General features: G+C 38.0%; 23 protein-coding genes and 6 tRNA genes. 19 read left to right on the top strand and 10 right to left on the bottom strand.

The features are described from left to right. Positions 1 to 26 precede the first annotated feature (26 nt). Together ACG59Z_RS13365 and ACG59Z_RS13370 are read left to right on the top strand one after the other, a co-directional pair. Positions 27 to 1,418, top strand: coding sequence for a coproporphyrinogen-III oxidase family protein (locus tag ACG59Z_RS13365; protein WP_400199844.1), 1,392 nt, complete (start codon positions 27 to 29; stop codon positions 1,416 to 1,418). Between the two features lie 7 nt (positions 1,419 to 1,425). Continuing rightward, the gene (locus ACG59Z_RS13370) at positions 1,426 to 2,307 is read left to right on the top strand and encodes an alpha/beta fold hydrolase (protein ID WP_400199796.1); all 882 of its coding nucleotides are present in this window, start codon (positions 1,426 to 1,428) and stop codon (positions 2,305 to 2,307) included. A 137-nt stretch (positions 2,308 to 2,444) separates the two neighbouring features. On the opposite strand, the gene dapE is transcribed toward ACG59Z_RS13370, so the two are convergent. From dapE to ACG59Z_RS13385, 3 genes are all read right to left on the bottom strand, one after another. Beyond that, a complete protein-coding gene (gene dapE, locus ACG59Z_RS13375) occupies positions 2,445 to 3,578 on the bottom strand; it encodes a succinyl-diaminopimelate desuccinylase (RefSeq protein ID WP_400199797.1) in 1,134 nt (377 codons plus the stop codon). A 125-nt stretch (positions 3,579 to 3,703) separates the two neighbouring features. Next, complete coding sequence (locus ACG59Z_RS13380) at positions 3,704 to 3,847, bottom strand: entericidin A/B family lipoprotein (RefSeq protein ID WP_002051109.1); 144 nt, start codon at positions 3,845 to 3,847, stop codon at positions 3,704 to 3,706. 112 nt (positions 3,848 to 3,959) lie between these two features. Further along, positions 3,960 to 4,853 (bottom strand): DUF1853 family protein, encoded by an 894-nt coding sequence (locus ACG59Z_RS13385; protein WP_400199798.1) that lies wholly within the window; start codon positions 4,851 to 4,853, stop codon positions 3,960 to 3,962. A gap of 104 nt (positions 4,854 to 4,957) precedes the next feature. Between ACG59Z_RS13385 and ACG59Z_RS13390 the strand changes: the two genes are divergently transcribed. From ACG59Z_RS13390 to ACG59Z_RS13425, 8 genes are all read left to right on the top strand, one after another. After that, on the top strand, positions 4,958 to 5,326 hold the full coding sequence (locus tag ACG59Z_RS13390) for a YbaN family protein (protein WP_400199799.1): 369 nt from the start codon (positions 4,958 to 4,960) through the stop codon (positions 5,324 to 5,326). Positions 5,327 to 5,477: 151 nt separating this feature from the next. Then, on the top strand, positions 5,478 to 5,981 hold the full coding sequence (gene elsL, locus ACG59Z_RS13395) for a cell wall-recycling L,D-carboxypeptidase ElsL (RefSeq protein ID WP_400199800.1): 504 nt from the start codon (positions 5,478 to 5,480) through the stop codon (positions 5,979 to 5,981). 206 nt (positions 5,982 to 6,187) lie between these two features. Then, a tRNA-Val gene (locus ACG59Z_RS13400) sits at positions 6,188 to 6,263 on the top strand. Positions 6,264 to 6,287: 24 nt separating this feature from the next. Next, positions 6,288 to 6,364 (top strand) — tRNA-Asp (locus ACG59Z_RS13405). A 47-nt stretch (positions 6,365 to 6,411) separates the two neighbouring features. Next, a tRNA-Asp gene (locus ACG59Z_RS13410) sits at positions 6,412 to 6,488 on the top strand. A gap of 21 nt (positions 6,489 to 6,509) precedes the next feature. Further along, a tRNA-Val gene (locus ACG59Z_RS13415) sits at positions 6,510 to 6,585 on the top strand. A 39-nt stretch (positions 6,586 to 6,624) separates the two neighbouring features. After that, positions 6,625 to 6,701: transfer RNA gene (locus ACG59Z_RS13420), tRNA-Asp, on the top strand. 66 nt (positions 6,702 to 6,767) lie between these two features. After that, a tRNA-Val gene (locus ACG59Z_RS13425) sits at positions 6,768 to 6,843 on the top strand. Between the two features lie 226 nt (positions 6,844 to 7,069). Here the strand turns inward: ACG59Z_RS13425 and ACG59Z_RS13430 are convergent. The 4 genes from ACG59Z_RS13430 to yccS form a co-directional block, all read right to left on the bottom strand. Further along, positions 7,070 to 7,855 (bottom strand): YdcF family protein, encoded by a 786-nt coding sequence (locus ACG59Z_RS13430; RefSeq protein ID WP_400199801.1) that lies wholly within the window; start codon positions 7,853 to 7,855, stop codon positions 7,070 to 7,072. A 126-nt stretch (positions 7,856 to 7,981) separates the two neighbouring features. Next, a complete protein-coding gene (locus tag ACG59Z_RS13435) occupies positions 7,982 to 10,528 on the bottom strand; it encodes a PepSY domain-containing protein (RefSeq protein ID WP_400199802.1) in 2,547 nt (848 codons plus the stop codon). A gap of 157 nt (positions 10,529 to 10,685) precedes the next feature. Then, a complete protein-coding gene (locus ACG59Z_RS13440; RefSeq protein ID WP_002051565.1) occupies positions 10,686 to 11,261 on the bottom strand; it encodes an SdpI family protein in 576 nt (191 codons plus the stop codon). A gap of 100 nt (positions 11,262 to 11,361) precedes the next feature. Then, positions 11,362 to 13,536: a YccS family putative transporter gene (yccS, locus tag ACG59Z_RS13445; RefSeq protein WP_400199803.1), complete on the bottom strand. Its 2,175-nt coding sequence runs from the start codon at positions 13,534 to 13,536 to the stop codon at positions 11,362 to 11,364. Between the two features lie 127 nt (positions 13,537 to 13,663). Here yccS and ACG59Z_RS13450 point away from each other — a divergent pair, with 127 nt between their 5' ends. Beyond that, positions 13,664 to 14,878 (top strand): multidrug effflux MFS transporter, encoded by a 1,215-nt coding sequence (locus ACG59Z_RS13450; protein WP_400199804.1) that lies wholly within the window; start codon positions 13,664 to 13,666, stop codon positions 14,876 to 14,878. 27 nt (positions 14,879 to 14,905) lie between these two features. Here ACG59Z_RS13450 and ACG59Z_RS13455 read toward each other — a convergent pair whose 3' ends face one another. Then, positions 14,906 to 15,610 (bottom strand): nitroreductase, encoded by a 705-nt coding sequence (locus ACG59Z_RS13455; protein WP_400199805.1) that lies wholly within the window; start codon positions 15,608 to 15,610, stop codon positions 14,906 to 14,908. A gap of 510 nt (positions 15,611 to 16,120) precedes the next feature. Here ACG59Z_RS13455 and ACG59Z_RS13460 point away from each other — a divergent pair. The 6 genes from ACG59Z_RS13460 to sbmA all read left to right on the top strand — a co-directional run bounded on the left by ACG59Z_RS13460 (position 16,121) and on the right by sbmA (position 22,224). Next, positions 16,121 to 16,324 (top strand): hypothetical protein, encoded by a 204-nt coding sequence (locus ACG59Z_RS13460; RefSeq protein ID WP_263614502.1) that lies wholly within the window; start codon positions 16,121 to 16,123, stop codon positions 16,322 to 16,324. Between the two features lie 184 nt (positions 16,325 to 16,508). Beyond that, entirely contained in the window at positions 16,509 to 16,649 is a 141-nt protein-coding gene (locus ACG59Z_RS13465; protein WP_396520605.1) for a hypothetical protein, read from the top strand. A gap of 99 nt (positions 16,650 to 16,748) precedes the next feature. After that, positions 16,749 to 18,224: a sodium:alanine symporter family protein gene (locus tag ACG59Z_RS13470; RefSeq protein ID WP_263614501.1), complete on the top strand. Its 1,476-nt coding sequence runs from the start codon at positions 16,749 to 16,751 to the stop codon at positions 18,222 to 18,224. A gap of 166 nt (positions 18,225 to 18,390) precedes the next feature. Beyond that, the gene (locus tag ACG59Z_RS13475) at positions 18,391 to 19,362 is read left to right on the top strand and encodes a patatin-like phospholipase family protein (RefSeq protein ID WP_400199806.1); all 972 of its coding nucleotides are present in this window, start codon (positions 18,391 to 18,393) and stop codon (positions 19,360 to 19,362) included. A 194-nt stretch (positions 19,363 to 19,556) separates the two neighbouring features. Then, on the top strand, positions 19,557 to 20,792 hold the full coding sequence (locus tag ACG59Z_RS13480; protein WP_087606030.1) for a threonine ammonia-lyase: 1,236 nt from the start codon (positions 19,557 to 19,559) through the stop codon (positions 20,790 to 20,792). A gap of 235 nt (positions 20,793 to 21,027) precedes the next feature. After that, the gene (gene sbmA / locus ACG59Z_RS13485) at positions 21,028 to 22,224 is read left to right on the top strand and encodes a peptide antibiotic transporter SbmA (protein WP_263614498.1); all 1,197 of its coding nucleotides are present in this window, start codon (positions 21,028 to 21,030) and stop codon (positions 22,222 to 22,224) included. Between the two features lie 42 nt (positions 22,225 to 22,266). Here sbmA and ACG59Z_RS13490 read toward each other — a convergent pair whose 3' ends face one another. Then, positions 22,267 to 23,016, bottom strand: coding sequence for a DUF4850 domain-containing protein (locus ACG59Z_RS13490; RefSeq protein ID WP_400199807.1), 750 nt, complete (start codon positions 23,014 to 23,016; stop codon positions 22,267 to 22,269). Between the two features lie 126 nt (positions 23,017 to 23,142). Between ACG59Z_RS13490 and ACG59Z_RS13495 the strand changes: the two genes are divergently transcribed. Both ACG59Z_RS13495 and ACG59Z_RS13500 read left to right on the top strand, forming a co-directional pair. Beyond that, the gene (locus tag ACG59Z_RS13495; protein ID WP_400199808.1) at positions 23,143 to 24,210 is read left to right on the top strand and encodes a DUF1176 domain-containing protein; all 1,068 of its coding nucleotides are present in this window, start codon (positions 23,143 to 23,145) and stop codon (positions 24,208 to 24,210) included. A gap of 83 nt (positions 24,211 to 24,293) precedes the next feature. Beyond that, the gene (locus ACG59Z_RS13500) at positions 24,294 to 24,812 is read left to right on the top strand and encodes a hypothetical protein (RefSeq protein WP_004705802.1); all 519 of its coding nucleotides are present in this window, start codon (positions 24,294 to 24,296) and stop codon (positions 24,810 to 24,812) included. Between the two features lie 78 nt (positions 24,813 to 24,890). On the opposite strand, the gene ACG59Z_RS13505 is transcribed toward ACG59Z_RS13500, so the two are convergent. After that, positions 24,891 to 25,469 (bottom strand): DJ-1/PfpI family protein, encoded by a 579-nt coding sequence (locus tag ACG59Z_RS13505; protein WP_400199809.1) that lies wholly within the window; start codon positions 25,467 to 25,469, stop codon positions 24,891 to 24,893. Positions 25,470 to 25,634: the final 165 nt, after the last annotated feature.

The following is a 25,634-nucleotide window of genomic DNA, read 5'->3' on the forward strand; positions in this document are numbered from 1 at the left end:
GATATATAATGACAAATATAGTGACTATGGATATTGCTTCAATTAAAAATTTCATCCAAAAAAATAAAGTAAGACATTTATCAAATAAAGTTCTACATACCCATCCCTCACCTAAAATGTGGAAAACAGATTTAAAGGAAGAAGAAAATAATTACTTTTTATTAAATACAGATGCTCAATATAAGTCTATAAATTTATATTTAGGCATTCCATATTGTATTCCTACTGATCCACCTCATTGTGGATTTTGTCTTTTCCCAACACAAGACTATAAAGGTAAGCGGGAAATGGACTTTTATCTGGATTTTTTAAGTAGAGAAGCCCACTTATATAAAGAATTTTATCAAGGAGCTAAGCTTGAAAGTTTGTATGTAGGGGGAGGTACACCTAATTTACTTCAACCTAATGACTATATGAAACTGACTAAGGTTGTATCTTCTCTTTTTCCCGATGCTGGTATATCTAGTCCTATAGAAATGACATTAGAAGGTATCCCTCAACTTTTTAATGAAGATAAAATAAGAGCAATTAAAGATGCAGGTTTTAACCGTGTCAGTATGGGAGTACAACAGGTTAATGATGAATTAATCGCTACAAGCGGTCGAAAACAAACGAGAAAGCAGGTTTTTGATGCAATTGAATTGTTCCATAAGTACTCTTTATCTTGTAACGTCGATTTGATCTATGGTTGGCCAAATCAAACGGTTGAGGCAATGCTAGGAGACTTGGAAAGTATTGTTCAATCAGGAATAAAACATATTACTCACTATGAACTTAATATTGCTGGTCGTTCTGACTTTGCGACAAAACAAAAGCAAAATACGCCCTCTATTGAGAAGAAAATTGAAATGTATAACATTGCTAAACAGTTCTTAATAAGCAAAGGCTATAAACAAAAAACAGTATATGATTGGGAAAAAGAAGATAATAACCAATTAATTTCAGAGAAATATTTATATGAAGATAACCTTAGAGACTGCTTAGATGCCAATGGGCAAAGTAAAATGACCACAATGAGTGGATTAGGTTATGCAGCGGTTAATATGAGACTGCAACCTAACTCATCAAGTATTAAATCTGTTTCAGCAATGAATCATCGAAACCTAACTGAATACTACAATGCAATATCTTTAAATAAACTTCCTGTTGAACGTATGTTTGTTCATGATCCTGAAGACGTAAAGTTAATTTGGATATTTCAAGCATTACAGGAAATGAAAATTAACACCAAAAAGTACGAGAAAATTTTTAATAGTGATATTAAACTCGATTATAAGCCTATTTGGGATGCATTAGCAGAAGAAGGTTGGGTAGAGCATAATGATGAATATATTAAACTTATTAATGAAGGTGAGTTTTATACTCCACTTATTCAGGCATTATTAAGTCAACCTAGAATAAAATCTTTGCAACAGTAGAAAATAAATGTCAATTCATAAAGAGCTGCATATTTTAAAAACAGATGACCATGGCGAGTTTGCTTTATGGGAAGTTGCTAAAAGCGAGAATACCCTGATAAAAAAAGAAGCAATTTTCTTATCTCATGGTGCTTTTTCAGACAAGACTGTTTGTATGGGTATTGCAGATTACTTGGCAAATCACGGATATATCTGTTTTATTTTAGAATGGCGAGGGCACGGCACAAGCCCAAAAACAGATATACCATTTAATTTTGAAACTGTTGCGTTATATGAATATAAGACTGCATTTCACTATATTTATCATCATTTTAATATCGCCTCTTTACACTGTGTAACCCATAGTGGCGGAGGTTTATGCTTAACAATGTTCTTGATTAATTATCCAGAATATTTGAAGAATATCCAAAGTATTACTTTTATAGCTTGCCAAGCATTTGGAGCAGTAAATAACTCTTTTGACTTTATTAAACTCTTTTCTGCAAAACTCATTGTTAAAGGTCTAGGCCAGATACCAGCTAATAAATTTAAATTAGGACGAGTAAATGAAAGCTACTACACCATGCGGCCATGGTTTAACTGGAATTTAAAGCAAAATTTTATTAGTGAATTTAAAAATATTGATTATAAAAAACATATGAGCTCTATTAGAGTCCCAATATATTCTATTAGCGGAACTGGCGATAAATTTATTGCACCAGTTAAAGGATGTTATAAATATTTAGAAGCTTTTAAAAATCAAAATAACGTATTTCGTGAATTTGGTTACTCTAATAATAACTTAGAAAATTATTCTCATAGCCGAATTGTTTTAAGCCAAAATGCTGCTAAGGAAGTCTGGCCAACTATATTGCAATGGATAGATAAGAACTCAAAAGAAGTTCTATAAAGATTATGAAAATAAATTATCTAGGTTAATAAATAAGAATCTTATTTTAAGATTTTTAAAAAATATACTCACAGTTAAAAATAATAAAAAGCACCCTAAAGAGGATGCTTTTTATCTAATTACTGATCTTTAATATTTTAAGCAAGTAGGTTTTCTAAAATTTGCTCATAAATATCAGTTAAAGGATCAAGGTCGTGTACATCTACATGTTCATTAATTTGATGAATAGTTGCGTTTAGAACACCGAGTTCTAAAACTTGTGCACCTGTTGGCGCAATGAAACGTCCATCAGATGTACCGCCACTAGTCGATAGCTCAGTTTCAGTGCCAGTTACATTTAGAATAGCAGTTTGAGCAGCATTAACTAATTCACCTACTGGAGTCAAAAATGGCAAACCAGATAAGTTCCAGTCAATCTCATATTGCAAACCATGCTTATCTAAAATTTCATGTACGCGCTGTTTAAGCTGTTCAGCTGTAACTTCTGTTGAGTAACGGAAGTTAAAAGTAACTTCTAAAGTACCTGGAATAACGTTAGTTGCACCAGTACCTGAATGAATATTCGAAATTTGGAATGAGGTTGCAGGAAAATATTCATTTCCATTGTCCCAAACAGTTTGGCATAACTGTGCTAAGGCAGCCGAAGCTTCATGAATTGGATTGCGAGCTAAGTGAGGATACGCTACATGACCTTGCTTACCATGAACATGTAGAACCCCATTTAAAGAACCACGACGGCCATTTTTAACAATATCACCTAATTTACTTGTACTTGATGGCTCACCGACCAAACACCATGTAATTTTTTCATTACGCTCTTCAAGTGTTTCAATAACTTTAACTGTACCGTTAACAGCAGGGCCTTCTTCATCTGAAGTAATTAAAAAAGCAATTGAGCCCTTATGATTTGGATGCTTTGCTACAAAGCGTTCAGATGCGACCACCATCGCTGCCAACGCAGTTTTCATATCAGCTGAACCACGACCATAGAGTTTGCCATCACGAATTTCTGGTGCAAATGGGTCTGAATTCCACGCTTCTAAACGGCCTGTTGGAACAACATCGGTATGTCCTGCAAAACAAAACACAGGCCCTTCAGTGCCGCGTCGAGCCCATAAATTATCGACATCTCCAAAGCGCATAGGCTCAATGTGAAAACCAGCTTTAGCTAAGCGGTCAGCCATAATCGTTTGGCAAGTATGATCAATAGGAGTAACAGAAGGCTGTTGTAAAAGTTCTAAACTAAGCGAGAGAGTGTCTGAGTGGTTCATACCGGAAACTACATGATGAGTAGGTGAAATATAGTCCGATATAATAGGCGAATCTCTGAAGGTTGGGTATTTAAAAATAAAAAAACCTTATCGAAGTGATAAGGTTTTCCGAAGCTGTGCATAACTTACATTTTATTCTCAGTTTTTTGTGCGGTATTACTTACAGCATCACCAGCTTTAGAGACATCTTTACCAAAACCCTTGAACGTATTACAGCCAGTTAATACAAATGCAATCATTACAGACGCGACTAAAACTTTTTTCATCATTTTCTCCGTTTAAATTTAATAATGAAGTAAATTTAGATTAAAAAACAAACGCAAAAAGAAACATGACTATTTAATAGTAAAAACGTTATAAATTGTTTCTATAAGCTCATACCTACTTGTAAAGCGGCATTTTTTCGTCGCTATCGAGTCCTAGGCTTAAGAGAGGAGGATGTCTAAACATATAAAACTGAGTGTTCTCAGTGTTTCTATAATATAAGCCATCAGTCCACCAATAAGCAGTGTTTGAACTTGCTTGTTTATTTGGACAAAGCCATTCATGTCTCTCTAGACGATAAAAATTGGAGTTAGGAATCACTGTTCCCCAAAATCCGAGACGACGGGTTGAATTTACCCAGTCTGGAATCGATTGATCTTGAGCTGAATTTAAGGGAAGGTAGAGCTGACCTTTTAGTACAGCAAAACGCTGTTGAACTTTAAAACCTAAAGCTTCTGAAAACTGAAACTGCTTATCGGTAAAGTGATAAAGCTTTTTACTCAAAGTATCTTCTCTGTTTAGGCCAATCCACTGTTCTAAATTTAATTGACCTTCACCCAAGTAATATTTTAGGGCGACTTCCCAGTGTTCAACTTGTTGAGTTTCTTTATTTAAAACTAAAAAATCGAGCTCTCCTAAAGTTTTTGCACCCTCGATTTTTTGAATACTATGACCTAATAACTGATAAGAATGATATTGATCTTCCTGTAACCAAAACCAAAGTAAATTTTCAAAACGTAAGCCTAAGCGTGTGCTTTTCAGCCGAGACATAAACTGAAGTAAAGGTTCTGGTGTTTCGTCGAGTTGTTTTAAACGTGGTAAATAGCTCTGGAAATGTTGTTCCCACATCTGATCAGGGTGTAATTGAAAGTTATGCTGAATAAAAAGACTTTGAGGAAGATGACGAAGTAAATTGGGACTAGCAATAGTAAAGGCTAATTGTCTTACTATTGGATGGTTGAACTGTAGCCATGGCTCAAAATAGGATGTTTTAACTGAGGCAATATTCATACGTTTAGTACTCGAAATAATTCATCCCAATTTCATGGTCGATCAACAAAACAATACCAGAAAAACACTTTATACTACGATCAACAATAGCTTAAGGTTTATATATGCGAACATTGTTTTGGCGAACTCTGGTCGTGATTTTTATCACGCTTGGTATTATTGGAGCAATTTTACCAGGCATGCCGACAACAGTGTTTCTTATTCTGGCTGCTTGGGCTGCCTCAAAGGGATGGCCTCAGATGGATGCATGGTTATTAAATCATCCAAAATATGGACCAACCCTACGTGACTGGCGAGCCAATGGTACGGTACCACGTAAGGCGAAATGGATTGCAAGCATTATGATGACCGCAAGCGGTATTTTAATGCTGTTTACCACTGCGCCATTTTGGGTGAAAGTTTTCACTGATACTACCATGCTCGTTGTTGCAATTTGGTTATGGCTACGCCCTGAGCCAAAATTAAAAGATTGATAATCTTTTATTTTTGGCGCAAGACAAGCGGTGAAACCGCGCGTAGATAAAAGAGCATTAATAATCTTTTACTTGCGATGTATGACAAGTTTCCCATTAATTTTTATTAAAGCTCAAAATAGAGTTGAGTTTATATAAGAGAAGAAATTCGATGTCCCAATTTAAACTTGAAGATGCAGATATTCTTATCGATTTAGCAAACCAAACTTTAAGCCTTCCTAAACATAATAAGTTTTACGTGGTTTCTACGGGGAAGAATGGAATAGGGGAACAAGAAAATACCGGAAAAACTCCACGTGGATGGCATCGTGTTGCCCAGAAATTTGGTATGCAGTCCCCTAAAAATGCAGTTTTTATTGCACGTAAGCCAACAGGCGAAGTCTATAGCAGTGAACTCGCTACACAATTTCCGGAACGAGATTGGATATTGTCACGCATTCTTTGGTTAGATGGTTTAGAAGAAGGCTTTAACAAAGGGGAAGGCCACGACACTATGCAACGTTATATCTATATTCATGGTACACCTGATAAAGAACCGATGGGTGTTCCAATGTCACATGGATGTATTCGAATGCGTAATGATGAAATCATTGAATTGTTTGATTTAGTCCCTGAAGATGCTCTTGTTTATTTGTCTGAACAATCTTTAACCTAAATTCTGTTTTTAAACATTCTTGTTTTATTCATCGAATGATCAAAATATTAAAATAAGTGCTTAAATAAAATACAAAAAATTGTTTTTTACTTAATAATGACTTATTTTTAATCATTCATTCGCATTTTTTTGAAAAGTTGTCGAAAAGCGTTTGACACCTGTTAAAGATTCTCTATAATGCACCTCACAAACGATGAAGACGTTAAGGGCGCTTAGCTCAGTTGGTAGAGCGTCTGCCTTACAAGCAGAATGTCGGCGGTTCGATCCCGTCAGCGCCCACCAAGCCTTTACGTTAAGCTCTCAAGTGCAGCGGTAGTTCAGTTGGTTAGAATACCGGCCTGTCACGCCGGGGGTCGCGGGTTCGAGCCCCGTCCGCTGCGCCACTTAAGGCTTAACATCGTTTACCCCACAATTGCGATATTGTGAAAGTGCAGCGGTAGTTCAGTTGGTTAGAATACCGGCCTGTCACGCCGGGGGTCGCGGGTTCGAGCCCCGTCCGCTGCGCCACTTTTATAAAACGCTTTTGCAGGGCGCTTAGCTCAGTTGGTAGAGCGTCTGCCTTACAAGCAGAATGTCGGCGGTTCGATCCCGTCAGCGCCCACCATAATTTGTGACCATGCTTTATTTTTAAAGTATTGCAAGTGCAGCGGTAGTTCAGTTGGTTAGAATACCGGCCTGTCACGCCGGGGGTCGCGGGTTCGAGCCCCGTCCGCTGCGCCATTCTCTTGATTCCCTGATCTAGAGGATGTAATGTATAAAGACTGCGTTTGTTGTCTTTTTCAATCAGGGCGCTTAGCTCAGTTGGTAGAGCGTCTGCCTTACAAGCAGAATGTCGGCGGTTCGATCCCGTCAGCGCCCACCATAATTTTTAAGTTTTAAAAAATATGCACTAATTTATTTAGTGTTTTTGGCGTTTCTGCTATTCCTATTTCTTATCTATCTATTTTATCTCTTCTATTGTTAGTCAAAACCTATCCTTTCTATGCTTAATTTTTTAAGTTCAGCTTTTATTACTTTAAATTATGATTACTATCTGGTTTAACTAAAGCTGCCATGCCGTAAAGCTATAGCAGCTTTCTGAACTAATATTAATACTCGTTTAGAATCCAGCCACTCGCATACGCAAAGTATTCACGTAGCCAAGCGTTATAGCGTGTGACCAAAGGAGTTTCAGCAGCAACTGTATAAACCTGGGTATAGCCTTGTTTCTTTGCAATAGCTGCAGCTCGTGGGGTATGGAAGTCACTTGTAACAATCGCAATAGGTTGATCAATACTAATATGAGCTTGCTCAAGTAGTGGTTTGCTGTTTCTAAGGTTAAGTTCAGTACTTGTGCTTTTGTCTTCAAGAATCATTCGGTCTTTTGCTATATGAAAACGTTGTTCCAAGTAACGAGACATGACTAATGCTTCGGGTTCTTTCTCTGAAAAGTCTAAACCACCTGTTAAAACAACTTTTGCTTGAGGTTGTGAAAGGGCAACAGGGGCTGCTGTATCAAGGCGTTTTGCAAGAATGGCAGAAGGTTGACCATTTTCTACACCACTACCTAAAACAATAATTGCTTTCACAGCGGGAATATTTTGACCTGTATCTTTATTTTCTTTAATAAAATTAAAAAAATAGCCTAAGCCTATTAACCAGATCCAAAAACATAGCCATCCAAAACGCCAAACTGAATGCAGTCGATAGTGGTAAAAGAAAAAACGTTCCAGATGATAATAAAATAATGCATAGAGACAGAAAAATGCCCCTAAGATTAAAGGAACAATTGTGCCTACATGAATTTTATTTAGAAAAGCTAGAAATAAGCCGTCCAAAAATAAAATCGAACCAATGATAGCTAAAAAAATCCGAATCCACTTACTGACTTGCATTGTGTTTAAAGTTGCAATTTAAATTGCAGACAGTGTATGCAAAATCATTCCGAATTCAATGCTGATTGCAATAAAAAGCCGAGTAAAGCATTTTAGCTATTACTCGGCTTTATTATTTATTGAAATTTAATAAACATCGCGGCGATAACGACCTTGTTGTCTTAGCTCATCGACTTGTTCTTCACCTAAAATATCAATAAGCGCTTGATCTACTCCGCTAGCCATTCCTCCAATACTTCCACAAACATAAAGAACTGCACCGCGCCCAATCCAGTTGACCAATTCCGCTGCATTTTCTCTTATTAGATCTTGAACATATATACGTTGTTCTTGATCACGTGAGAATGCCAAATCAAGTCGCTTTAACATTCCCATTGTTTGCCAAGCTTCAATAGTTGATGCATAGAAGAAATCATGAGCTCGTTGGCGTTCGCCAAAAATAAGCCAATTTTCAGTATAGTTATGACGAGTTCGCGTATGAAGTAAACTCATTAAACCTGCGATTCCCGTTCCATTGCCGATACAGATAATTGGACGGTTATCATCGATCAAGTGAAAAGATTCATTGGTGCGAATACGTAATGCAATACTCTGATTAATTTCTGTGTATTGAGTCAGCCAGCCAGATCCTAACCCTAAATGACCAGACTCATCGGATTGCTGGCGAACAACCAAACGAAGCACTTGCTGAGAAGGGATGCTAGCAATTGAATATTCCCGCGTTGGTAGGGTAGGGAGCTGTTCTAATAAGTGGTCCAGATTAGCAAACGGTTCAATTTCACCCGTTAAATCTTTATTCCAAAGCGCCTTTTCAATAGAAATTTGTAGCGAGTCTACTACTGCATTTCTAAGAATATGGTGGTGTTGTAAAAACTCATTAATACGTTCAGGACTATTACCTGGTTGTATTTCAGCAATATCTCCCGCTTGCCATACAGCTTCATGCTTGGCAGTAAGTTCAATATTGTAAGCGGGGTGCCCTAGACTATTTGGGTTGAGTAAATCACGTTTTTGTAATGTCCAAGTGTCAAATACTTTTTCAAGATTAACAGCATGCAAATCTAGTTTAGTTGCTTTTGTAAGAGCTTGATTCCAGTTTTGAATATGTGCTGGATTTGCATTATCGACTTCGATCGTATCAAAGTAGGCTTCAGCTCCATTGTTTTTAAGCCACGTATCTACAGTGTGACCAAAACTACAATAAGTATCTGAGTATTCTTTCGAGCCTAAAGCTAACACAGCATATCTGAGATGTTTGAGCTCTAATTGCGTTTTTAATAGCTTTTTAGCAAAACTAGAAGCTAAATCTGGCGCCTCTCCAGTACCATAAGTACTGATCACAAAAAGAATTTGCTCATGCTGTTGCAAATCCGATTCAGTTAACTGTTGTATAGATTTAACCTGAACAGGTTGATGTGCTTCTTGTAAACTCGTTGCGGTACTCCATGCGAGCTGCTCTGCAACTCCTGTTTGGGTGGCATAAGTAATTAACCAAGGTTTAGCATTTTGATCGATGTAGTGACCAGCTAAAGACTGGCGAGCAGCTTGTGTTAGTTTTTTCTGTTTGCGGCGTTTTAGATAAAGCATCCATCCGGTAACAAAGAATAAAGGCATTGCTAAAGACGCAAGCATTGCTACAAATTGATAAACTGGTCCAAAGAAGCTACCACGGTGTACGGGTAACATGCTGCTCATGATTTTCTGATTTAGCTTTTTATCTTCATAAAGCTCCATCTTTTCAATATGGGCAGTTTTATAGTTATACATAGCTTGGTTACGCGCACGTTCATGTTGTGGCGTTGCATCAACAAAAGTTAATTCTACTTTTCCATCATCTTTTTTCGGTAAATTCACTGTTAGAGTTGAATAGTCACGTCCGATTTTATTGTTAAAGCCGCTCCAAGTCTGGTTGAGGGCAGTAGTCAGCTGAACGCTATCTAATTTAGCTTCAGAAGATTTGTCTTTATCGCGTCCAGCTCCGCCATGTCCTTGCATTTTAGGTTGTTCTACACCTAATACTTTGAACATACCACTACGCCACCAGTCATATGACCAGTATAAACCTGTACATGCAAAAAGAAGATAAAAAACAATAACCCATGTACCTACGACAGCGTGTAAATCCCAAATAAAATTTCGACCTTTAAGTTTGGGTTTAACAGCAAGCCATTGACGTGCAGAATGTTTCTTTGGCCAACGTAAATATAATCCGCTCAATACAAAATAAATGAGCATGAGGGCACAAGCGCCAGTAATTTGTTTACCGAACTCTCCAGCAGTTAAGTTACGGTGAATTTGTTGTATTAATAAAAGTAACTCGCGGCCTTTAACATCAGGCAATACCTGTGCTGTATAAGGGTTAACCATCATATTGTAGCCACGTCGTTCGCCTTCTTTTTCAATGTTTACAACAGATGAGGCGGTAGGATCTTTGGCTATGGTAATACTATTAATTTTAATTTCAGGCTGGGTTGTTGTGAAATGCTGATAAAGCTGAGCAGGGGTAAGCTTGGGTGAGCTTTCTGCTTGCACAACATAACTATCTGTATTTACCCATTTTAAAATTTGTTGATCATAAGAATAAATTGCGCCTGTAACACCCATAATTGATAAGATGAGGCCAGCACTAATACCCATAAACCAATGAATTTGAAATAAAAACTTTTTAAACATGGTCGAAAAATGTGAATATGATGGAGATCTTGTAACGGAGTATAGCCGAAGATTGAGTAGATAGTATGGATTTTGGAGATAATATTAATTTTCATTATCATTTATTTTTAGCATAATAAAAAACCTCCTGTAAAGGAGGCTTTTTAATGAGGTGAACTTATAAAGTTTTTGGTTCACCTACAGTTTCTTTCAAATGCTTACGAATTGTATTGAAAGAAAAGTTTTTAGAGTCCATGCGTTTAGGCAAGATATACGCACCTTGCTGTTCTTGGCCCTTAGGATCTTTTACTTTAAAGTTAACTAAAATAAAGTCAGGGGTGTTGTACCATTCATAGATGTTTTTCCATCCAATGGTTCCAACGCCTTCTTGTAAGCCCATTTGCTGGCGCATTACGATACCGTGAGGTTGTACACCTAAGCGAATGCCTTTAATTTCCTGTACAGGAAACTCATTCATCTTACGCTTAACATACCATTCCAAACCATATGTGCGGCCAAGGTAATAAAGTACTACACCAACAATGGCAACCCAGCAAATCACTGTGGAGTAGTTCTTAATAAAAATAAGACCTAAAATCGCAAGGGCTAAAATTACGCCCATAATAGCCCAGATTTTTGTGCTGATTTTATTGGTGCTGCGCCAGATAAGAAGCTGTGCATTACGTTGTTCAGCTTCTGTTACCTCGTAAGGAACTGGCTGAAGCGTATAAGCATATAGAGTTTTCGCGGTCATAGTGCAAATAACAAATTGTAAACTGTTTTAAGTTTAGCATTAATTGGCATAAGTCAGGAAAGGATATTATGCCAATTTCATACTAAATTCCGACTCAAATTTATAATGATGCGAGTTCACTGGCATCATTATCAAGATCATGACTTAGGCGTTGTTTCAACATACTAAATCGGTTTAAAACACTCAGCATCAGTGATAACTGCTGTAAAATAATGAGTGATTTCTGGTCATCTTCATCATTTTGGCTTAGACGCTGACGTATCGTTTTTAGCATGTTTTGTGCTGTAAGATCAGGCATTTCATCTCTTAATAGCGCACCTTGTATGTCGTCTAACGCTTGATCTAAAACGTTAAGAACCGCTTGATCTTGAATCTTTTCCCGATGTGCTCCAAGTGCTGCGATATAACTTAAAAATGTATGATTCAGACATAGAAATTCAAATATATCTGACTTACGGGTAGGGTCAAAATCTGGCTCAGTGGCTAAAGTTGAAATTAGTGAAGCGACCTCAGCATCGGTATTATGGGCGGCACGGCGAACAATACGATAATTAAGCGCATGGTTATGTCCTTCATGATATTGCTTTACCACTTCCGCTAAATAATTACATTGTGCTTGTAAGGAGCGTCGAATACTGCGCGGTAGGCGGCGGAACTTCCAGTCAGGCCAAATAAAGGTGACACCAAACCATGCTAAAGCGCATCCAATTAATGTATCAACAAATCTAGGAATAGCCGCAGCGACTGCCGAGCCATCTAAGTTGAAGTTAATTAATGCCAAAATTGTGATGAAAGCGGTTGCTTGGGCATATTGCTTACTACGTAACTCGAAAAATAGTACGCCGCTTAAGACCAGCATAACTAATTGTCCTTCGACAGAAGGTACAAGGAATACCACGCTAAGGCCGACAATAATTCCGACTAATGTTCCAACTATACGTAAGCGTAAGCGGCGCTTGGTCGCGTTAAAGTTAGGTTGGCTAACAAATAGTGCGGTCAGCATAATCCAGTAGCCATATTCGATTCGAGTGGTTTGAATAAATACATATCCAATAAACAGAACAATCGATACTCGAATGGCATGACGAAATAGCACAGATTCAGGTGTTAGATTTTGTTTAATTCGAACAACAATATCATTCCAACCCTTTAAATCATCATCTTTGAGTTGGTTTTCAGCCTGTTTCACTTTATCAGACTGAATGTGTTGTTCTGTTTCTAAGTTGAGTAATTGTGAGTCGATAGACTTCAAATTTCGGTATAAAGCAAAAAGTGCATTTACCCACAATAAGTCATACTGTTGATCATCTCTTAACTTTACTAAAGATAAGCGTAAGTTCTCAAAACTTTGCTTAAAGCGTTTGTTATGGATATATGGTTTGCGCTGTAAAATACATTCATTTAGCTCTTGGCAAGCTTTACCTTGAATCGCCAAAATACGCTGAAATCTAAATAAAATATCACTGTGCTGAAAAATTTTGGCTAACTTTTGATAGTCAATATGGGCAGAGTCTGCACGTTCATGAATATCTTGTGCAACAAAGTAATAATGTAAGCTACGGCGAGTACCTTTTTGTCCACGGTCACCTTTTAAACGGGTTAAAAGGGCGGTTTTAAGATCATTAAAAATTGTTATTAATTTGCCATTTTCTAATGAAAGATCAATCATGCTCTGCTGATAACTCGCAGGAGTCATATCAACATCAAATAAATTAGATTTAGCAAATAGAAAGTCGCCTAGTGAAGCATAAGACGCGGCAAGTTTGTCTTGAAGCTGACGAACCGGAAATAATAAAAAGCTAATGGTTGCAATAAGCCCGTACCATGCTGCACCCGCGACCAAAAGCGCTGGCTGTATATACCACTGGTCAAATAAATGGACTCCGAGCATGGTATAAACCGAAACAACCAGACATCCATAAGAGATTGTTGCGTAACGGCGGCCTAATGACCCCAGTAAAATCCAGCCGATGCAAGAGGCGATTAGTCCTAGTGCAAAAAGCATTGGATAAGGGAAAAGTAATTGTACGGAAGCTGCGGTAATGAAGAAACCAATATAGGTATAAATCAAATTCATGATACGCACTGAAAAGCGATCATCGATGTCACTTAAACCAGCTGCGACCACACCTAAAGTAAGGGGAATTGTTGCTAATTGATGGCCTAGAAAATAAGGCACGAATGCAGTTCCTGAAAAGGCGATCAGCATCCGCACGTTATACATAAATGATGTGTTATAAGTCGCTCTTTTTAGGCGTTTAAACCAAGATTTCAAATGAAGTCCTTGCTGATCAACCTGAGTGATAAAGGATTTGCGTATTTCTACACCAATGTTGCACAAATCATACGATAGACAGTGTAAGCTTGTCTGTATGCAAATGATTGAAAAATGAAATATCGTTATGTCTGAACAAACAGCCCAGCGTCAATATTCAATTGGCTGGATTATGTTGCTCGCTTTACTCACGGCTTTAGGGCCATTATCCATTGATATGTATTTACCAGCGTTGCCTCAAATGGCTCACGATTTTGGGGTAAGTACACAAATGGTAGCAAACACATTACCTGCTTATTTTTTTGGTTTAGCCATTGGTCAATTGGTATATGGGCCTTTAAGCGACCGCATTGGAAGAAAGAAACCACTTTATTTTGGGCTTGCGCTTTATGCAGTTGCAAGCTTGTTTTGCGTGCTCGCTACAAATGAATGGACCCTAATAGCAGCCCGTATTTTGCAGGCTTTAGGTGGCTGTGTAGGTGTGGTTATGGCTCGTGCTGCTATACGTGATCGGTTAGATGTTCAAGGTTCGGCACAAGCTTTTTCTAGCATGATGATCGTGATGGGTTTAGCACCTATTTTGGCACCAATGATTGGAGCTTGGATTTTAATCTGGTTTCCGTGGCAAGCGATTTTCATTGCACTTTCAATTGTTGGAGCAATCTGCTGGTTATGCGTACATTTCTTTTTTAAAGAAACTTTGGCAATCGATAAAAGGCTCAAGTTATCTTTATATCAAGTGGCTACCTTATATGGTGCTATTTTCAAAGATGCGAGCTTCCGGTTACCTATGTTCGCAGGGTGTTTAACTGGTGCTGCATTATTCTGCTATATCAGTTCAGCTCCAGCCGTTTTTATGGACCAGTATGGCCTAAATCAGCAAGAGTTTGCTTACGTATTTGGACTGAATGCTTTTGGCATTATGTTGATGTCATCTTTAAACAAGCACTTAACAACACGTGTTGAAATCACTAAACGTTTAAGAGCTGGTTCAATGGTACAAGTTACAGGGGCAAGCATTGTATTAATTGCTGGTTTAATTCCTGCGGCACCTTTATGGCTTGTAATGATCGGGTTATTTTTAGCGATTTCAGGGATTGGTTTAACAGGACCAAATGCCATGGCCCTTGCCATGTCAAAGCAAGGCGCACGAGCAGGAACAGCCAGTGCAATCATGGGAAGCATGCAATTTGCTTGTGGTTTGCTGGGGGGAGTGCTGCTTAACTTTCTAGTTTGGTCTGCATCACTCAATATGGGCGTGATGATGGTGTTATTTACTTTAAGTGGTTTCATCGTTGTTTTAAAAGCAGCACAACAGGCAAAAAGTAAACCTCTCTCATAATTTTAAGAGAGGGGTTTTCAGAAATTCTTAATCTAGAAAAACTGCGAAGTTCTCTACAGGCTCTCTGGGTGTAATAAATGTATTTACAATGTGTGCAGGATCGGCATGACCTAATGCAACTGCACATACCAGCTCTTCATCATCTGCTGCGCCCAAAATATCTAGAACTATCGGGTGGAAATGATTCCAAGCTGCCTGTGGACATGTATCTAAACCACGTGCTTTAGCAGCGACCATGAAATTTTGAATCATCATGGCGATATCCATTTTTGAACCAATTCCCATTGCTTTATTGACTGTAAAGAAAATCCCGACTGGTGCATCAAACAGTTTGAAATTACGTAATTGCTGTGCAGCCATTTTTTCTTTTTCACCCTTTTTAATCTCTAGTAGACCATAAAGTCCCCAACCATTTTCGCGGCGACGGTCAATAAAGGGTGAAACCCATTTTTCAGGGTAATAGGCAAAGGTTTCTTTATATTGTTCCGCAAGTTCTGGATTTTTAGAAATCTCAACTTGTGCTGCACAAACGCGCTCTACCATTTCATCACGTTTTGGCCCTGTCACTACATAGACTTTCCATGGTTGAGTATTGGTCCCAGAAGGTGCTCGACTTGCGACTTTTAAGATGTCTTTAATGACTTCGGACTCAATTGGAGTATTTAAAAAAGCACGGACAGAGTGTCGAGAGGTAATAGCTTCGTCAACAAGGCGGACTTGTTCCAGATTCATGAGTACTCCTGATCTTTTCTTTCAATATTAACTGCTTTATAGAAGTCTAATTTCATATGTTGAAATTGATGCATTTATAAGCAAAAAATATTAGAAAAGAGATATCCTTACATGTATGATGAGTCGATTCGTTTAGACATAATGTCTAATCAATGATAATTCGAATATGCCACTTTCTATTCAAATAGACAAAATAGTGTGACTTCGTCAGTTATAAAAATAAAAGTATAACAGTGGATGAGCGAAAAATATTCAACTAGAAAAAAGGTATAATATGTTTAAAAACAGTACAAAACGGATGATTTTGTATAAAATGCGACCAATTTTTATATAAAATTTTAATGAAAAACATACACAAAAGTTTAAATTTCTGCATAATACCGATTTTTTACGCAAGTATGATTTCTCCATACTCACGTTAGGAAAAAGTAGTAGCTGCATAATAAAATACTTTTACAAAAAGGATTTTATGCAGAAGTGGAGAAATACACGAGGTATAAGGAGCTTTACATGAGTTTACCGCTCATCAACAAGCAGTTCATGAAACAAGGATTGGCGATTACCATTGCAACCATGAAAATGAACTTAACTCACGCAACGACTAAGCCACAAAAAATACAACAGCTTGGTACACATCTCAATGCACTCTTCTTTCATTGCAAAGAAAGGGGCTCAGATAGTCGCGTCATAGCGATCGCTTGTTACAGTCTTTGAAATTTATATGCAGTTTAGACATTCGCTCAAAAGTATATGTAAATATGCTTATTGGCTTAAATCCAGATTTTTTGTAACTCGATTAATTGATGGGAATCATTAAGCGAGCTGATTTAGCGGTGGTCATTTGTTAGTTTCCAAGTTTGTAGCCGAGTCGATGCATACTGTTCACCCAAATGGGGTTATGTTCAGTGATGCGATGAATTCATTTTATTTGAAGGATGCTTTCTCTCATGCGACCTTCAAAGGCTTAGTGCTGGGCATCATGTTGCTTAAACTTGTGACGATAATTGCTATTCAATTGACATTAAAAGTTTTTTCTTAAATGTACTGAAAAAGTCCCTATTGCTAGGGGCTTTTTTGTTTATTGCAGTATTTTGGCTTGTGCTAATAGCACATTAGCAAGAACGTAAGCGGACCGAGTATGAATGAACAACTCAATGCGACATTGATGTCGTGGGTAAAATTTTTTAATGACCCTTTATGGGATTTCCTAGTTATTTTCTTGCTGGCTGTCGGTATTTTTTATACGGTCTTAACAGGTGCAGTGCAAATTCGCATGTTCTTGCAAAGTATTCGTGTCATGAAAAGCAGTCGTACAGAAGGCGAAGATGAGCATGGCCTTACACCTTTCCAAGCATTTGTAACAGGTCTTGCGAGCCGTGTTGGGGTAGGTAACATTGCTGGTGTAGCAATCGCTATCGCAATTGGTGGTCCTGGTGCAGTGTTCTGGATGTGGGTAACAGCTGTTCTTGGTATGAGCTCGGCTTTTATTGAGTCTACACTTGCTCAGCTATTTAAAGTTCGAGACAGCAAGAGCAAACAATTCCGTGGTGGACCGGCTTACTATATTACTCAAGGTTTACGTAGTAAAACCTTTGGTGTGGTTTTCGCACTAGCATTAATCTTTACTTACGGTTTTGTATTTAACTCAGTACAAATCAATGCGATTGCTAATGCATCTTCGCATGCATGGGGTTGGGACAAAGCCAATCTTATTGCTCATTTAGGTGGCGTTGATTTAGAAATCTCTTGGGTTGGTCTTGCGCTTGTCGTTATGGTTGCGTTGGCAATTTTTGGTGGTATTAAACGTATTGCTAAATTTGCAGAAATGTTCGTACCTTTAAAAGCAGGTCTTTACCTATCTGTAGCGTTATATATTGCATTAAGCAACTATGCAATTTTACCTGATGTGTTAAAACTCATTGTAACTGAAGCTTTCCATTTCAATGCTGCGGCAGGTGGTTTCTTTGGTGCTGCCGTATCAATGGCAATGATGCAAGGTATTAAACGTGGTTTGTTCTCAAACGAAGCAGGTATGGGTTCTGCACCAAACGCAGCTGCTGCGTCTGATGTAAAACATCCTGTAAACCAAGGTTTAGTACAAATGCTTGGTGTATTCGTAGATACATTTATTGTATGTACAAGTACGGCAATCATTATTTTAGTTTCTGGTGTATACCAAGACGCAGGCTTTGTTGGTGTTGAATTAACTCAACGTGCATTAGAGACTCAAGTTGGACACTGGGGATCTGACTTCCTAGCAGTTCTATTATTCTTGTTCTGTTATTCTGCTGTATTAGGTAACTATGCTTATGCAGAAAGTAACGTACAGTTCATTAATAACAACCCGAAAGTTATGTTCATCTTCCGTATTTTTGTATTGGTGATGGTGTACTTCGGTGCAATTGGTAGTGTGCCACTCGTTTGGTCAATGGCTGACTTGTTTATGGGTATCATGGCGACTATTAACTTAATCGCAATTTTACTTTTAACGCCTGTAGCTCGTACTTTGTTGAAAGACTACCGTGAGCAATTAAAACAAGGTATTAAAGAACCAGAATTTAAAATTAATAAGTATCCAGAGTTGAAGAAAAAAGTCGATTCAGATATTTGGTAATTTTCAAAAAAGCCCCTTAGAAATAAGGGGCTTTTTTTATGATGCATAAAAACACTTGAGTATAAAATTTAAACATGACAAATTAAATAAATTCACTACAGCTTTTCACAAAACGAGCAACTAAAATTGCAATTCGAAAATTAACGTCATAGTGCAAAGATGGGCCATGAAACAGCTTAAATTGTGGATTCTCGGACTTTCTATGGTGTTGGCAGGATGCCAGACCACCTCACACTTGTCTGCCTTAAAACCGCAAACGGCAGAGGCATACTCACGTTTTGTTGATCAGCCTTTTGCCCAACTCAAGAAACAACATAAAAAACCAGTTGTTGCGTTGGTGTTAGGTAGTGGTGGCGCCCGAGGTTATGCACATATCGGCGTGATTGAAGTTTTAGAGCAGCATGGTATTCGTCCGGATTTTATTGTTGGAACCAGTGCAGGCAGTATTGTTGGGGCAATTTATGCGAGTGGAAAAACACCTGATGAACTGCGCGATACCGCATTGAAAATGAAAGCGGCCGATGTTCGTGACATTAGTATCGGTTTAAAAGGTTTTTTTGATGGCAAAAAAGTTGAAGACTATGTAAACCAACAAGTAAATAACTTGCCGCTCGAAAAAATGAAAATACCGATGTATGTGGTTGCAACAGAGCTCAAGCATGGTACAAAAACCGTATTTAACTATGGCAATACTGGGCAAGCTGTTAGAGCATCTGCTTCAATTCCAAGTATGTTTATACCCACTAAAATTGGTAAATCTGAATATGTAGATGGCGGTTTAGTCAGTCCAGTGCCTGTTGAAGTCGCCCGTGACTTAGGTGCAGATGTTATTATTGCTGTCGATATTTTAGCTCAACCGATTTATACGGAAACCTCGAATGTATGGGGGCTATTTAACCAGAATATTAATATTATGCAAGGGCGTTTAGCTGCTGAAGAACTTCAATATGCAGATGTCGTGATTCAACCGGATTTAAGAGAAAAAGCCCATATTTTTGATGTGAAAGGCCGTGAAGCAACCATGAGAGCTGGTATAGATGCAGCAAATGCAAAACTGTCTGATATTCAGTTTGCAATTGATGAAAAAATAGCTGAACAGAATCTTTCTACCGATGGTTTAAGTGCCCAGTCAAAATAAGTTATAAGCAAGTATATGAAAATTAAATAAAAGCCCGAGAAGGGCTTTTTTGTTGAAAAATAAAAGATTTGTATGTGCTGACAAAAAATTTTGTATAGTGGAGCTATGCTGAAAACTACTCATGACAGATATGAGAAATTCATGCTATTTTCAAAAAATAATTGATTTGTAACGTATTGAGGCCGATTAATTAGATGATTCAGCAACAGGTAAAACATGAGTTTCCAACATTAGAAGATATACATGCCGCTGCAGAGCGTTTAGATGGTTTAGTGGTTAAAACACCTTTTGTTTTTTCAGAAACCATTTCTAAAACCCTAGGGGCAGAAATGTGGCTGAAATTTGAAAATCTACAATTTACGGCTTCTTTTAAAGAAAGAGGCGCATTGAATAAACTCTTGAGTTTATCTGAACAAGAAAAGCAACATGGTGTAATCGCTGCTTCAGCGGGGAACCATGCACAAGGGGTTGCTTATCATGCTCAGCGTACAGGCGTAACAGCAACCATTGTCATGCCTAAGTCGACCCCCAATGTGAAGGTACAACGAGTACGTGAATACGGTGCACGTGTAATTTTGCATGGACAGGACTTCTCGGAAGCTGCTGCTGAAATGCACCGTGTCGCTCAAGAAGAATCATTAACCATTATTCATCCTTTTGATGATGCTGAAATTATTGCTGGTCAAGGTACTATCGCGCTTGAAATGCTAGGTGCCGTGCCTGATTTGGACATATTAGTGGTTCCTATTGGTGGTGGTGGTCTCATTTCTGGTATTGCGATTGCAGCAAAATCGATAAATCCTAAAATTAAGGTCATCGGGGTTCAGTCGGTGGTTTACCCAAGCATGGCGAAATTGCTTTGTAACTATCAAATTGCGGTTTCCTTAGGTTCAACCGTAGCTGAAGGTATTGCGGTTAAAACTCCGGGTGAGCTGACGACTCAAGTCGCTAAAGAATACGTTGATGACATTGTCGTTGTCACTGAAGACATGATTGAAGAAGCGATTGCGCTGTTACTTAACATTGAGAAAACAGTGTGCGAAGGAGCAGGGGCGACAGGTATCGCTGCAATTATGTCTCGACCAGATCTATTTTTAGGTCATAAAGTCGGGGTTGTTTTATCTGGGGGTAATATTGATACACGAGTGATGGTTTCCGTATTACAGCGTCATTTAACGCGTACAGGACGTATGGTTCGTATTCGTGTTGAATTACCAGATAATCCGGGTGCTTTAGCGCGTTTAACAGCAATTATTGCTGAGCAAGGCGGTAACATTTACGAACTGCGCCATGAACGCTTTGCTGCCACAAGTCGTGCCAAAGAAAGTGCGGTCAGTGTTGATGTCGAGTTAAAAAGTGCTCCAGATCTGGAGCCTTTAATTCAGGCCATGCAGCTTGAAGGTTATATTGTTCGTAAAGAAGAGATTTAAACACAGATATCGCTATGATATAAAAGCCGTATATGGCTCTTAAGGGAGTCATATACGAAGCAATTTAAATGGATTAAATTGCAAAAAGGATGAATTTACAAAAAAACGATCAAATCCTTCAATGAAATGGGAAAAACTGACAATTCTCTAAACTTTGCCCTTCACAATTTTAAGGTTTAGGTTTTAGTATTCTCTTCATTGCAAATTTGAAGAAATATAGGGATAACAACACTCAATGTTCAAATCATTTTTTCCGTCACCACGATATTTCTTTATATCGGCGGTTATTTGGATCGCACTAAATATGGTGCTCTGGTACACAGGTGGAAACACATGGGGAACTTTTATCGGCTTTGCTCAAGGCTATCATCAAGCTCAATTACCTGTTGGTGTTAGCCGTTTTTGGTCTCCAACTTTCTTATGGTTTTATGTCTGGTTTTTAGTCTCTACAGCATTGTTTGCTGGTTTTTGGAAAATTGTTTCCAATAATCCTTGGCAAAGATGGTCCATTTGGGGTTCTGCTTTTATTCTATTTAACATCTGGTTTGGTGTTCAGGTCAGTGTTGCCATTAATGCATGGTATGTACCGTTTTGGGACTTAATTCAAAAAATGCTTTCTGATGGAGGTGGAGATCTCTCTGCACTATACAGTGAAACTCTAGTTTTTCTTTATATTGCAATGGTCGCTGTAACCTTAGCTGTCATTAATGCTTTTTTTACAAGTCACTATGTATTTCGTTGGCGTACGGCAATGAATGAATACTACACGGAACATTGGGAAAAGCTTCGCCATATTGAAGGTGCTTCGCAGCGTGTACAAGAAGACACCATGCGTTTTGCGACTATTATGGAGGACTTAGGTGTTGAACTGGTAAAAGCTGTGATGATTTTAATTGCATTTTTACCTATTTTATTTCAGCTCTCTAAACACGTTCCTGTTTTACCAATTGTTGGTGAGTTAAACCACTCTTTGGTATGGGCTGCAATTGTATGGGCTGCTTTTGGTACCATTTTATTAATGGTTGTTGGTATTAAATTGCCTGGTCTACAATTTAACAATCAAAAAGTAGAAGCAGCTTATCGTAAAGAATTGGTTTATGGTGAAGATCATGTCGACCGTGCAAAACCAGCTACTTTAAAAGAGCTTTTCAGTCGAGTCCGTACAAACTATTTCCGTCTCTATTTTCATTATGCTTACTTTAACTTGGTAGCAACTTGGTATAAGCAATTAGACATTTTATATAGTCTAGTGGTCTTATTCCCTGCAATTGCGAGTGGGAAGATGACGTTAGGCTTAATTAACCAAATTGGTGGTGTATTTGATAAGGTTCGTGAATCATTCCAATATTTAATTAGTTCATGGAAAACCATTATTGAGTTACTTTCGATTTACAAGCGTTTAAAAGCTTTTGAATCAATATTGCATAAATAAATGAAAACCCGCGAAAGCGGGTTTTTTTATAGGTACAAATATTTAATGAGTTGCATTATAAAAATTAAGAATAGGACCAACTAATGATTGCTGAGATTTATCTAAGGTGACTTGAATCTCTTTGTAGTTGAACGTGTCCTCATCATAATATTTGGCAATACCATGCGTTTTATTGTTCATTTGTGGAATTTGATAACTAAAAAAAGCCACTTTTTTTGAGGGATGAACGATGTTAATGAGTTTTTTAGGGTCTTTAAAACCGCCAAAATCATCTTCAACACTTTCTTTTAAAAGTTCAGGAAAATACAGCGTTGCATTTGGTAATCCACACCCAACGCAAAAAGAAGAGTCATAAAGCTCTATCGCTTGTTTTTGATCTGGACTCATTGCTAAAGCAAAACCAGTTCCATTCGCACCTGCATTTGCTTCTACATCTTGCCAGTTACGTGGAACCAGTACTAATCCTATTTCAGGTAATGCAAGAAGCTTGAGTTGTTTGGCATGTTGAGCATCGAGTTTAAAATTAAAATTACAGCTTTTAGGTGTGCATTTTTTAAAATCTTTAAGTAAACCATCTTCCATTGGGTTTTGTGCAGTAACGCCATAAAAAGGGACTGTAACGCCGTTTAAAAAATTTGCTTCTCCAAGCTTGTAGAACTGATTATCTGCTTTGCGGGTTGCAGCAGAGCTATCAAACTTTGGAAAAAGAGGAGTAAAGCTTTTTACTTCTGCATAAGCAGTTGAAGTGAGACTGACCAATGCCGTGCATAATAAAAAATTTAATTTTTTCATTTTTAGAAAGTAATCAATTTAAAATCTTATATAAATCTAACATATTCTTTTAAACTATAAGGTAGTTCAAAATTGAAAACTGTTTTTAATTTCATAATAAAAACAGATTTATAGAGATATGGAAAAATGAAAAATATACTTTCAATTTGCTGTTTAGCAGCAATAAGTTCTTATAGTTTTGCTCAAGATATTAAAGGCATTTCATTTTCTCATCAAGAATGGGAAATCTATTGTAGTAATACAGGTACTTGTAAGGCTGCTGGCTATCAAAATGAAGACAATGGTGATAATCCAGCTTCAATTTTAATAACGCGTAAAGCAGGGCCAAAACAATCTGTGCAAGTTGAGTTTGCTTTGTCTGACTATGAACAAAGCATGCCTGCAAATCAGCTTAAAAATATCCATTTTTATATCAATGGCAAAGACTTAGGGCTTGTGGCTGTAGATGGTACTGAGCTGCCAATTATGGGTAAATTAACTAGTTCACAAGCCAATGCTGTACTGCAGCAGTCTAAACAGAAAACTGAAATTGTATTTAAAAATGCGCAACATGAATGGAAAATTTCTGATGCTGGTATGACTGCTGTGTTATTAAAAATGGATGATTTTCAGAAGCGTATTGGGACCGTTGGTGCTTTAGTCAAAAAGGGCAGTGCCAATGAAAATCAAGTGCTGATGCCTGAACCAAAACTAGTTGTAAAACGTATTAAAACGGCAACTAAACCTTACTTAACTTTACAGCCAAAAAATAAACAGTACCAAACAATATACCGTAGCCTGATGGCAGCTAAACCGAATCCGAAAGAAGACGGCTTTTGTGAAGGCGTTTATGGCGGTAATAGTGATGGAGCTGAACCACAAGAAATTGACCTATATAAATTAACCAATCAAAAAGTTCTGGCGACTACATTGTGTTGGAGAGGGGCTTATAACGAAGGGTATGGAGCTTGGGTACTCGATGAGTCTTTAAATGGTAAAGCAACTTTTGTGACCGAGTCCGCTTCAGATTTCGATAGCGGTATGATCAGCAGTTCTCAAAAGGGACGAGGTATTGGAGATTGTTGGGCAAGTGAAGAATGGGTCTGGGATGGCAAGAGTTTTGTGCATACTAAGGATATGTGGACGGGTATGTGCAAAGGCTTGGCCGCAGGTGGGGTGTGGGAGCTTGATCGTATTGAATCAGTCGTAAAGTAAGTATTTTACAGTTACAGAGTCATAACAGGTAACTTTGGTGACTCTGTGATAAAAAGAACAGATTGTTTATTGGAGCTAGACCTATGTCACGTCATCTTTACGCTATTGCTCGCCATAAGTTTTCACATCTGAGTCGTTCAATATGTGTGGCGGCGGCTGTACTGGGCACAACACAAATTGCAATGGCGGGTCCAACGGTCGATCAGCTCAGTGATTGTCTTGTTAAAGCGACAACAGCTTCAGATAAAACTACAGTGCTTCAGTGGACATTTACGGCTTTAGCAGCTCATCCCGATCTAAAAGCATTTAGTAATGTAACGCCTGAGCAAAAAGATCAGTTAGATCAAAAACTGGCTCAAGTTTTACAACGGGTGATTGTGGAGCAATGTTCTACCCAAACTAAAGCTGTGATTAAGGCAGAAGGTGTTAAGGCAGTTGGAGAAGCTTTCCAACAGTTAGGTCAAAGTGCTGGTGAAGATATTGTTAAAGACCCAGCTGTTAAACAGCAGTTACAAGGTACATTGCGTTATATCGATTTAAATAAATTAGTGACGACGTTTTTAACACCAGAAATTTGGAATAAATTAGGGATTACAAGATAAAAATCTAGTTTTCTATTTTAGTAATAAAGCCTGCTATCTAAGAGCAGGCTTTATTGTATTTGGGATAAAGAGATCTCTTTAGATCGTAATTGTAGCCCCTAAAACTTTCACAAATTGAGCTAACCAAGCTGGATGTGCAGGCCAAGCTGGAGCAGTCACCAAATGTCCATCTGTAACAGCATCAGTTACAGCAATATATGCATATTGACCACCTGCGAGTTTTACTTCGACAGCACATGCTGGATAAGCAGAACAGAGGCGGCCTTTTAAAATGTCAGCCGCTGCGAGTAACTGAGCGCCATGGCATACGGCTGCAATTGGTTTTTTCACTCGATCGAACTCACGTACAATTTCGACAACACGTTCATTCATGCGTAAATACTCTGGTGCTCGACCACCCGGAATGACTAGGCCTACATAGTCTTCGGTATTAACGGCATCAAAATCATAGTTAATTGCAAAGTTGTGGCCTCGTTTTTCGCTATAAGTTTGTTCGCCTTCAAAATCATGAATAGCTGTCGCAATATGGTCACCGTTCTTTTTATTTGGGCAAACAGCATGCACGGTATAACCTAAACCTGTTAAGAACTGAAATGGAACCATAGTTTCATAGTCTTCAGCATAGTCACCGACTAACATTAAAATCTTTTTAGACATGATTTATCCCTCTTTTTAAAATATAAGTGATTTCTATTTTTAATTTAAATTAGCATAACGGTAGTGTGATTTTTAGGAAAAAGCTCATTCTTTAGTCGAAGAGTGTTTCGTAAGTGATATAAAAAAAGCCTCGATAAATAGAGGCTTTTAAATTTATGGGGTCTG

This window comes from Acinetobacter sp. ABJ_C1_1 (genome assembly GCF_044684115.1).
Lineage (GTDB): Bacteria > Pseudomonadota > Gammaproteobacteria > Pseudomonadales > Moraxellaceae > Acinetobacter > Acinetobacter nosocomialis_A.

Bases quoted from the DNA above. Each gene is read 5' to 3' on its own strand.
- ACG59Z_RS13365 (WP_400199844.1), top strand. From the start codon at position 27: ATGGATATTGCTTCAATTAAAAATTTCATCCAAAAAAATAAAGTAAGA.
- ACG59Z_RS13370 (WP_400199796.1), top strand. From the start codon at position 1,426: ATGTCAATTCATAAAGAGCTGCATATTTTAAAAACAGATGACCATGGC.
- dapE (WP_400199797.1), bottom strand. From the start codon at position 3,578: ATGAACCACTCAGACACTCTCTCGCTTAGTTTAGAACTTTTACAACAG.
- ACG59Z_RS13380 (WP_002051109.1), bottom strand. From the start codon at position 3,847: ATGATGAAAAAAGTTTTAGTCGCGTCTGTAATGATTGCATTTGTATTA.
- ACG59Z_RS13385 (WP_400199798.1), bottom strand. From the start codon at position 4,853: ATGAATATTGCCTCAGTTAAAACATCCTATTTTGAGCCATGGCTACAG.
- ACG59Z_RS13390 (WP_400199799.1), top strand. From the start codon at position 4,958: ATGCGAACATTGTTTTGGCGAACTCTGGTCGTGATTTTTATCACGCTT.
- elsL (WP_400199800.1), top strand. From the start codon at position 5,478: ATGTCCCAATTTAAACTTGAAGATGCAGATATTCTTATCGATTTAGCA.
- ACG59Z_RS13430 (WP_400199801.1), bottom strand. From the start codon at position 7,855: ATGCAAGTCAGTAAGTGGATTCGGATTTTTTTAGCTATCATTGGTTCG.
- ACG59Z_RS13435 (WP_400199802.1), bottom strand. From the start codon at position 10,528: ATGTTTAAAAAGTTTTTATTTCAAATTCATTGGTTTATGGGTATTAGT.
- ACG59Z_RS13440 (WP_002051565.1), bottom strand. From the start codon at position 11,261: ATGACCGCGAAAACTCTATATGCTTATACGCTTCAGCCAGTTCCTTAC.
- ACG59Z_RS13450 (WP_400199804.1), top strand. From the start codon at position 13,664: ATGTCTGAACAAACAGCCCAGCGTCAATATTCAATTGGCTGGATTATG.
- ACG59Z_RS13455 (WP_400199805.1), bottom strand. From the start codon at position 15,610: ATGAATCTGGAACAAGTCCGCCTTGTTGACGAAGCTATTACCTCTCGA.
- ACG59Z_RS13460 (WP_263614502.1), top strand. From the start codon at position 16,121: ATGAGTTTACCGCTCATCAACAAGCAGTTCATGAAACAAGGATTGGCG.
- ACG59Z_RS13465 (WP_396520605.1), top strand. From the start codon at position 16,509: ATGTTCAGTGATGCGATGAATTCATTTTATTTGAAGGATGCTTTCTCT.
- ACG59Z_RS13470 (WP_263614501.1), top strand. From the start codon at position 16,749: ATGAATGAACAACTCAATGCGACATTGATGTCGTGGGTAAAATTTTTT.
- ACG59Z_RS13475 (WP_400199806.1), top strand. From the start codon at position 18,391: ATGAAACAGCTTAAATTGTGGATTCTCGGACTTTCTATGGTGTTGGCA.
- ACG59Z_RS13480 (WP_087606030.1), top strand. From the start codon at position 19,557: ATGATTCAGCAACAGGTAAAACATGAGTTTCCAACATTAGAAGATATA.
- sbmA (WP_263614498.1), top strand. From the start codon at position 21,028: ATGTTCAAATCATTTTTTCCGTCACCACGATATTTCTTTATATCGGCG.
- ACG59Z_RS13490 (WP_400199807.1), bottom strand. From the start codon at position 23,016: ATGAAAAAATTAAATTTTTTATTATGCACGGCATTGGTCAGTCTCACT.
- ACG59Z_RS13495 (WP_400199808.1), top strand. From the start codon at position 23,143: ATGAAAAATATACTTTCAATTTGCTGTTTAGCAGCAATAAGTTCTTAT.
- ACG59Z_RS13500 (WP_004705802.1), top strand. From the start codon at position 24,294: ATGTCACGTCATCTTTACGCTATTGCTCGCCATAAGTTTTCACATCTG.
- ACG59Z_RS13505 (WP_400199809.1), bottom strand. From the start codon at position 25,469: ATGTCTAAAAAGATTTTAATGTTAGTCGGTGACTATGCTGAAGACTAT.